Source organism: Phenylobacterium sp. (assembly GCF_016793285.1).
In the GTDB taxonomy this organism is placed as follows: Bacteria; Pseudomonadota; Alphaproteobacteria; order Caulobacterales; family Caulobacteraceae; genus Phenylobacterium.
On the sequence record NZ_JAEUMO010000028.1, the window covers coordinates 1 to 7,497 of the forward strand.

General features: G+C 69.3%; 6 protein-coding genes. 2 read left to right on the forward strand and 4 right to left on the reverse strand.

What is annotated here, in order from left to right; all coding sequences use genetic code 11:
* Window positions 1-385, reverse strand: a 385-nt coding sequence (locus JNL41_RS03275; RefSeq protein ID WP_293472843.1) for a TetR/AcrR family transcriptional regulator, incomplete at its 3' end; no start/stop codon positions are given.
* A gap of 189 nt (window positions 386-574) precedes the next feature.
* Here JNL41_RS03275 and JNL41_RS03280 point away from each other — a divergent pair.
* Together JNL41_RS03280 and JNL41_RS03285 are read left to right on the forward strand one after the other, a co-directional pair.
* Window positions 575-2,065 carry an MFS transporter gene (locus tag JNL41_RS03280; RefSeq protein WP_293472844.1) on the forward strand — a complete coding sequence of 497 codons (1,491 nt, stop codon included), beginning with the start codon at window positions 575-577 and terminating at the stop codon, window positions 2,063-2,065.
* A 46-nt stretch (window positions 2,066-2,111) separates the two neighbouring features.
* Window positions 2,112-3,602, forward strand: a complete 1,491-nt coding sequence (locus tag JNL41_RS03285) for an MFS transporter (RefSeq protein ID WP_293472845.1) — start codon at window positions 2,112-2,114, stop codon at window positions 3,600-3,602.
* Here JNL41_RS03285 and JNL41_RS03290 read toward each other — a convergent pair.
* The 3 genes from JNL41_RS03290 to JNL41_RS03300 form a co-directional block, all read right to left on the reverse strand.
* The gene (locus tag JNL41_RS03290; protein ID WP_293472846.1) at window positions 3,580-4,935 is read right to left on the reverse strand and encodes a VWA domain-containing protein; all 1,356 of its coding nucleotides are present in this window, start codon (window positions 4,933-4,935) and stop codon (window positions 3,580-3,582) included. The genes JNL41_RS03285 and JNL41_RS03290 overlap by 23 nt on opposite strands.
* Before the next feature lie 154 nt (window positions 4,936-5,089).
* On the reverse strand, window positions 5,090-6,043 hold the full coding sequence (locus JNL41_RS03295) for a MoxR family ATPase (protein WP_293472847.1): 954 nt from the start codon (window positions 6,041-6,043) through the stop codon (window positions 5,090-5,092).
* 131 nt (window positions 6,044-6,174) lie between these two features.
* On the reverse strand, window positions 6,175-7,497 hold a 1,323-nt coding region (locus JNL41_RS03300; RefSeq protein WP_293472848.1), incomplete at its 5' end, for an aldehyde dehydrogenase family protein.

The following is a 7,497-nucleotide window of genomic DNA, read 5'->3' on the forward strand; positions in this document are numbered from 1 at the left end:
TCGCCAGCGGGCGCAGGCTGATCGCCGCCTGCTCGCGGGTCTCGGCGGTCAGGTAGGGCGAATTGGCCATCTGCCCCATGAAGACCAGCTCGGCGGCGTTCTCGATCACGTAGTCGATGTAGGCGGCGGTCATGCGGGCGAACGCGGCGCGCAGCGGCCCGCCGTCGTCGCCGAACACCAGCGTCGCGAACTTCTGCTTGGTGCGCAGGTAGAGCTGGTCGAGCAGGGCGTCCTTGCCCTTGAAGTAGACGTAGACCGTGCCGGTCGCGACCCCTGCGCGCCGGGCCACGGCCTCCACGGACAGGCCGGCCAGGCCCACGTCGCGGACCTCGTCCAGGGTGGCCTGCAGGATGTCCTGCGCCTTGGTCTCGTCCTTCTGCCTCACCCGTATATAATGAACATGCATTCGCTTATGGGCAAGCGGGCCCCCGCCGATCGCCGCGCCGGGGGGTCCGGGGCGGCTCGGGATCGGAGCCGGGGCGCGGGGTAGGCCGCGTCCGTGACGTGAGGTCACGGTTGCCAGCCGTTCGTGCGGGCGTACCGTCCGTTTCAACGACCGCGTGGGAGGAACGACGTGGCGATTGCGGAGGAAGCCGGGGCCATCGCCGGCGGGGCGGCGGCCGGTGAGACCGCGGGCGGGCTTCGGCCGCCCGCGTCGGTGAAGTTCTTCTACAGCGTGGGCCAGACGGTCGAGTCCGGCTACATCGCCGTGAACGGCTTCATCTTCTTCTACTACACGGCCGTGCTCGGACTCTCGGGCAGCATGGTGGGGCTCGCTGTCGCCATCAGCATGTGCGTCGACGCCGCGCTCGATCCGATCATCGGGTCGTGGTCGGACGGCGTCCGTTCGAAGTACGGCCGCCGGCTGCCGCTCATGCTGATCGGCGCGCCGATGACGATGATCACGATGGGCCTCCTGCTGGCGCCGCCGGCGGCGCTCAGCCCGTTCCTCCTGTTCGTCTGGCTGACGGTGATGAAGGGCGCGTTCCGCGCCTTCGCATCGGTCTACAACATCCCCTACTTCGCCCTCGGCGGCGAAATGTCCGACGACTACAACGAGCGATCCAAGATCGTGGCCTGGCGCCTGCTGGGCGGCATCGTGGCGACGGTGGCCATAACGTGGATCGCCTTCACCTACTTCTTCCCCGGCAAGGGCGGCCTGCAGAAGCCGGAGCCTTATCCGCAGTTCGGCTGGAGCATCGGCGCGCTGGTCTTCGTCTGCGCCATGATCGCGACCGTCGGCGTCTGGCGCTACGCAAAGGCCCTCCCGCAGCCGCAGGCGAAGGCCGCGCCGATGACGCATCGGCTCCTGCCTGAGATGATCGAGGTGTTCCGGAACCCCTCGTTCCGCATCCTCTTCCTGTCGATGCTGGTGTTCGCGAGCGCGGCCGGCGCGCACAACGCGCTGAACTTCCACAACTACGTCTTCGTCTGGAAGCTCCAGCCGGAAATGATCCAGTTCATGACCTATTCGGCGCTGGCCGGCCTGACCGTCGGCGTGCCCGTGGCCGCCGCCCTGCTGCGCGCGTTCGAGAAGAAGACGGTCGTGGCGATGGGCTTCTCTCTGCTCGTCCTCGGCTGGGTCGCGTTGCCCGTCATCCGCGCCGCGGGCCTCTACGCGCCCGCGGGCCTGGACGCGTTGCCGGCGCTGATCGCGACGCAACTGGTCGTGGGGCTGGGCCTGGGCCTGGCGTACATCGCCTACCCGTCGATGATGGCCGACGCCGCCGAGGAACACGAGCTGATGTTCGGCGCCCGGCGCGAGGGGCTCTACTTCTCGGGTCTCGGATTCGCGGGCAAGGCCGCGGCGGGCGTCGGCACCATGGTCGGCGGCTTCGCCATCGACCTTCTGCGGTTCCCGAAGAGCGCGGGGCGCAGTCCCGATGCGGTGGTCGACGAGAGCGTCCTGCAAGGGCTGGTGATCGCCTGGGGCCCGTTCAGCGCCGCCCTCGTGGTGCTCGGCGCATTGATCTTCGCGCCCTACGCCATCAGCCGCGCCCGGCACGGCGAGATCATCACGGAACTGCGGCGCAGGCGGCTCCGGGAGGCGGCGGCCGCGACCTGAGGTCCGGTCGCCGGCCTGTCTTCAGAACGAGAGCGTGGGAGAGACGATGGCGGTCGCAGAAGGTGTAGGCGTCCCGGCGGCGGCGGAGGTCCTGCCGCACGACGGCCGCAAGCCGCCCGCCCTGGTCAAGCTCTCCTACAGCGTGGGCCAGGTGGTCGAGTCCGGCTACCTCGCCATGAACACCTTCGTCTTCTTCTACTACACGGCCGTCCTCGGCCTCTCCGGCACGCTGGTCGGCACGGCGCTCGCCATCAGCATGTGCCTGGACGCGGTGTTCGACCCGTTCATCGGCTCGTGGTCGGACAGCGTGCGTTCGCGGCTGGGGCGGCGCGTGCCGGTGATGCTGGTCGGCGCGCCCCTGACCTTCCTGACGCTCGGCATGCTGTTCGCGCCGCCGTCGGGTCTGACGCCGCTGCTGCTGTTCTTCTGGCTGACCGCCAGCAAGATGGGGGTCCGGGCCTTCGCCTCGATGTTCAACATCCCCTACTTCACGCTGGGCGGGGAAATGACCGACGACTACGTCGAGCGCGCGCGGATCGTGGCCTGGCGGCTGATGGGCGGCATCCTGGCCACGGTGGCCATCAACCTGATCGCCTTCACCTTCTTCTTCACCGGCGAGATCGGGCTGCAGCGGAAGGAAGCCTATGCGCCGTTCGGCTGGCTGATCGCGGCGGTCATGCTGGCGGGCGCGCTGGTCAGTTGCCTCGGCGTCTGGCGCTATGCGGCGGCGCTGCCGCGCCCGACCGAGCGGCCCGCGCCGATGCTGCCGCGACTGCCGGGCGAGGTGCGCGAGATCTTCCGCAACCGCTCGTTCCGCATCCTGTTCCTGTCGATGCTGATGTTCACCAGCGCGGCGGGCCTGAACGCGGCGCTCAACAACCACACCTTCGTCTTCGTCTGGAAGCTGCCGCCGGGCACGATCCAGTTCGTGGCGTATGCCCTGCTGCTCGGCATCACGGCCGGCATCCCCGTCACGCCGCTCCTGCTCAGGCGCATGGAGAAGAAGGCCGCGATGCTCTGGGGCTTCGCCCTCGTCATCGTGCCCTGGATGGTCCTGCCGACCCTCAGGGCGCTCGGCATCCTCGCGCCGACCGGCTACGAGGCGCTGTGGTGGATGCTGAGCACCAGCCTGATCGTCGGCCTGGGTTCGGGCCTGATCTTCATCGCGCTGCCGTCGATGATGGCCGACGCCGCCGACGAGCACGAGCATGTGTTCGGCACGCGCCGCGAGGGTCTCTATTTCTCGGGCCTGGGTTTCGCGGGCAAGGCGGCCGCCGGCGTGGGGACCATGGTCGGCGGCTTCGCGCTCGACCTCATGCACTTTCCGGCCCACGCGGGCGCCCAGGTGGGGGCGGTGATTCCCGAGGACGTCGTGGGCAAGCTGATCCTGGCCTGGGGCTTCGTCCCGGCGGCCATGTCGGTGGTGGGCGCGCTGATCTTCCTGCCCTACGCCATCACCCGCGTCCGCCACACCGAGATCTCCGCGGCGATCAAGGTGAAGCGCGCCGCCGACGTCAGTGCGGGACGTAGCTCCTGAGCACGTCCTCGATGATGCGCTCGAGTTGCTCGATGGTGCCGCACTGCTTGGCGACGTGGCAGAAGCGGGCGTAGCGGTTCATGACGCTGTCGCCCTGGCCCCAGTAGCTCTCGGGCTCGGGATTGAGCCAGATGACGGCCCGCGAGCGGTCGTGGATCTCGCGCATCAGGTCCAGCCGCGGATCGGCGAAGTTCGAGCGGCCGTCGCCCAGGATGATCACGGTCGTGCGGCGGTCGAGCTTGTCGAGGTGCTGTTCCGAGAAGTCCTGCAGCGAGCGGCCGTAGTCGGTCTGCTGGAAGCCGATCTCCTGCAGCACCCTGAAGATCGCCTGCTCGACGCCGTGGTCGTCGAGGATGTCGTTCACGCTGATCATCCGGCCGGAGAAGGCGAAGGCCTCCATCCGGTCGACCACCTCGTTCAGCGAGTAGAGGAAGGTCAGCAGGAACTGGGCGGCGGCGGCCACCGACTTGCTGACGTCGCAGATCGCCACGATCGACGGCTTGTCGACCTTCTTGACCTTGAACTGGATGTCGAAGGGCACGCCGCCGTAGGCCAGGCTGCGGCGCAGGGTCTTGCGGACGTCGAGGTGACCCTTGTGGGCGATGTGGCGGCGGCGCGAGTACTTGGCCGCCAGCCGCTTGGCCATCTTCTTCACCAGCGCGGCCATGAGCTGGTAGTCGACGGGGTCGACGCCCCCGTCGGCGTTGAGCTGCTTGCGCGCCAGGCGCTCCTCCCGCAGCGTCTGGGCCGAGGCGGCCGCATAGAGGTCGTGCTGGCGCGCGACGTACGCTTGCGCCTCGGTGAAGAGGTCGCGGCGAGCCTGGTCGAGACGGTCGGCGAGGCCTTGCTGCTCGGGAAAGCGGCGCGCGTTGGCGATGATCCGCTCGATCTCCTCCAGTCCCATCTCCTCCAGCAGCCGGCGTGTGAGGCGGCTCCGCTGGGTGGTGAGGCGGATGTCGGCGACGCCGGCGCGCTGGGCGGCGTCCTCCATGGTCTGCTGGATCAGGGCGTTGTCGCCGCTGAGCACGGCCTGGGCGAGCGGGCTCGACTCGGTGGCCTGCATGTCGGCTTCGCTGGGCTCGCCCTGCTCCGAGGCGGACGGCGGCGGCATCGAGACAGCGTCGCGGGCGAAGAAGGTCTCGAACACCGCGTCGAACCGGCCGACTTCGTCGGCCGACTTCGCCAGCGTCGAGCAGAGCGCATCCTTGAAGAGCGTGCGGTCGGCGTAGCCCGTGACGGTCACCGCGCCCGAGGCGTCGATCGCCTCGGCCGGCGAGACCCGGACGTCGGCGGCGCGCAGCGCCCGGAAGAACTGCTCGAGCGTGTGCTGCATCTACCGCTCATCCCGGCGAATGCCGGGACCCAGATGGAAAGTCTCGGCGACCGGTTCGACGGACACAGCATCTATCCAACCCAGCTCAGCATTTCGCGATCTGGGTCCCGGCATTCGCCGGGATGAGCGGGATGAGAGCGTGTGCTGCATGCCGTCAGCGCTTGTGCAGCAGTTCCACCACCTGCGGCTCGACGGCGGTGATGTCCTGCTCGAACTTCAGGATGACGTTGAGGGTGTCGCGCACCATCTCGGGCGAGAGGCTGTCGGCGTGCAGCAGGACGAGCGCCCGGGCCCAGTCGACGGTCTCGGAGATCGAGGGCGCCTTGCGCAGGTCGAGCGTGCGCAGCGTCTGCACGAAGCCCACCAGTTCGCGCGTCAGCCTGGCCTCGATGCCCGGCACGCGGCTGGCGACGATCTTCTCCTCCAGCGCCGCCTCGGGCAGCGGGATGTGCAGGTGCAGGCAGCGGCGCTTCAGCGCGTCGCCCAGGTCGCGCACGTTGTTGGAGGTCAGGAACACCAGCGGCGGCGTCCTGGCCTTCAGCACGCCGAGTTCCGGCACCGAGACCTGATAGGCCGACAGGACCTCCAGCAGGAAGGCCTCGAACGCCTCGTCCGACTTGTCGACCTCGTCGATCAGCAGCACGCAGCCGTCGTCTTCGCGCAGCGCCCGCATCAGGGGCCGGGGCTCCAGGAACGGCTCGGAGTAGAAGAGGTCGCCCATGCCGTGCAGCCGGACCATGGCCTCGTCCATGTCGGCGGCGTCGGCCAGCGCCTCGCCCATCCGGTCCTTCAGGATCTGGGTGTAGAGGAGCTGCTTGCCGTACTTCCACTCGTACAGCGCCTTGGACTCGTCGAGGCCCTCGTAGCACTGCATCCGGATCAGCGGCAGGCCGAGAAGCGTCGCCGTGGAAAGCGCCAGCTCGGTCTTGCCGACGCCGGCCGAGCCCTCGACCAGGATCGGCTTCTGCAGGTTCACCGCCATGTAGAGCGCCGTCGCGATGCGGCGCGAGGCGATGTAGCCGACGCCGCCCAGGCCCTCGATCAGCGTGTCGACGGAGGAAAGAGGATCGCCGGCGCTGCCCGCAGCCGCCGGATTGGAAATGCTCAAAGGACCGGACTTTCGAAATGACGTGCTGAAAGCCCGATTGTGCCAAGTGGCCGCCGCGCGTGCAAACGGGCGTTTGGATCTACGGCGCGGAACGCGGCCGCGTCGGCCCTGCCGGCGAGGCGGACGCGGTGTCAGACGTCGAAGGTGACGCCCTGGGCCAGCGGCAGGGTCTTGCCGTAGTTGAGCGTGTTGGTGGCGCGGCGCATGTAGGCCTTCCAGGAGTCGGAGCCCGACTCGCGACCGCCGCCGGTCTCCTTCTCGCCGCCGAACGCGCCGCCGATCTCGGCGCCCGAGGGGCCGATGTTGACGTTGGCGATGCCGCAGTCCGAACCGCGCGCCGAGATGAAGAGCTCGGCCTCGCGCATGTCGTTGGTGAAGATCGACGACGACAGGCCCTGCGGCACGTCGTTCTGCAGCGCGATCGCCCCGTCGAGGTCGCGGTACTTCATCACGTAGAGAATCGGCGCGAAGGTCTCGCGCTTCACGACGTCGGCCTGGGCCGGCATCTCCACCAGCGCGGGGCGCGCGTAGCAGCCTTGGGCGAGGTCCACGGCTTCTCCGCCATGGATCGCGCCGCCCGCTGAGCGGGCGTCGTCCAGGGCGCGCTGCATCCCGATGAGCGCGGCCTGGTCGATCAGGGGGCCGACGAGCGTGCCGGCCTTGCGCGGGTCCCCGACCTTCACGGAGGCGTAGGCCGCCTTCAGGCGCGGCAGGAAGGCGTCGTAGACGCTCTCGTGGACGAAGAGGCGGCGCAGCGTCGTGCAGCGCTGGCCGGCCGTGCCCATGGCCGCGAACGCCACGCCGCGGATCGCGAGGTCGAGGTCCGCGCTCGGGGCGACGATCGCGGCGTTGTTGCCGCCGAGTTCCAGCAGGGCGCGGGCGAAGCGCCCGGCCAGGCGCGGGCCGACGGCGCGGCCCATGGCGGTGGAGCCCGTGGCGCTGACCAGCGGGACCTTCGGGTGGTCGACCAGGATCTCGCCGACCTCACGGCCGCCGATAACGACCGACGACAAGCCGGCGGGCGCGTCGCCGAACCTGGCCACGGCGCGCTCGAACAGCGCCTGGGTGGCGAGCGCAGTGAGCGGGGTCTTCTCGCTGGGCTTCCAGACGCAGGTGTCGCCGCAGATCAGCGCCAGCGCCGAGTTCCAGCACCACACCGCGACCGGGAAGTTGAACGCCGAGATGATGCCGACGACGCCCAGCGGATGCCAGGTCTCCATCATCCGGTGGTCGGGCCGCTCGGTGGCGATGGTCAGGCCGTAGAGCTGGCGCGAGACGCCGACGGCGAAGTCGCAGATGTCGATCATTTCCTGCACTTCGCCCAGGGCTTCCGAGGTGACCTTGCCGGCCTCCAGGGTGACGAGCGCGCCCAGGTCGGCCTTGGCGGCCCGAAGCTCCTCGCCGAACAGGCGCACCAGCTCGCCGCGGCGGGGCGCGGGCACGTTGCGCCAGGC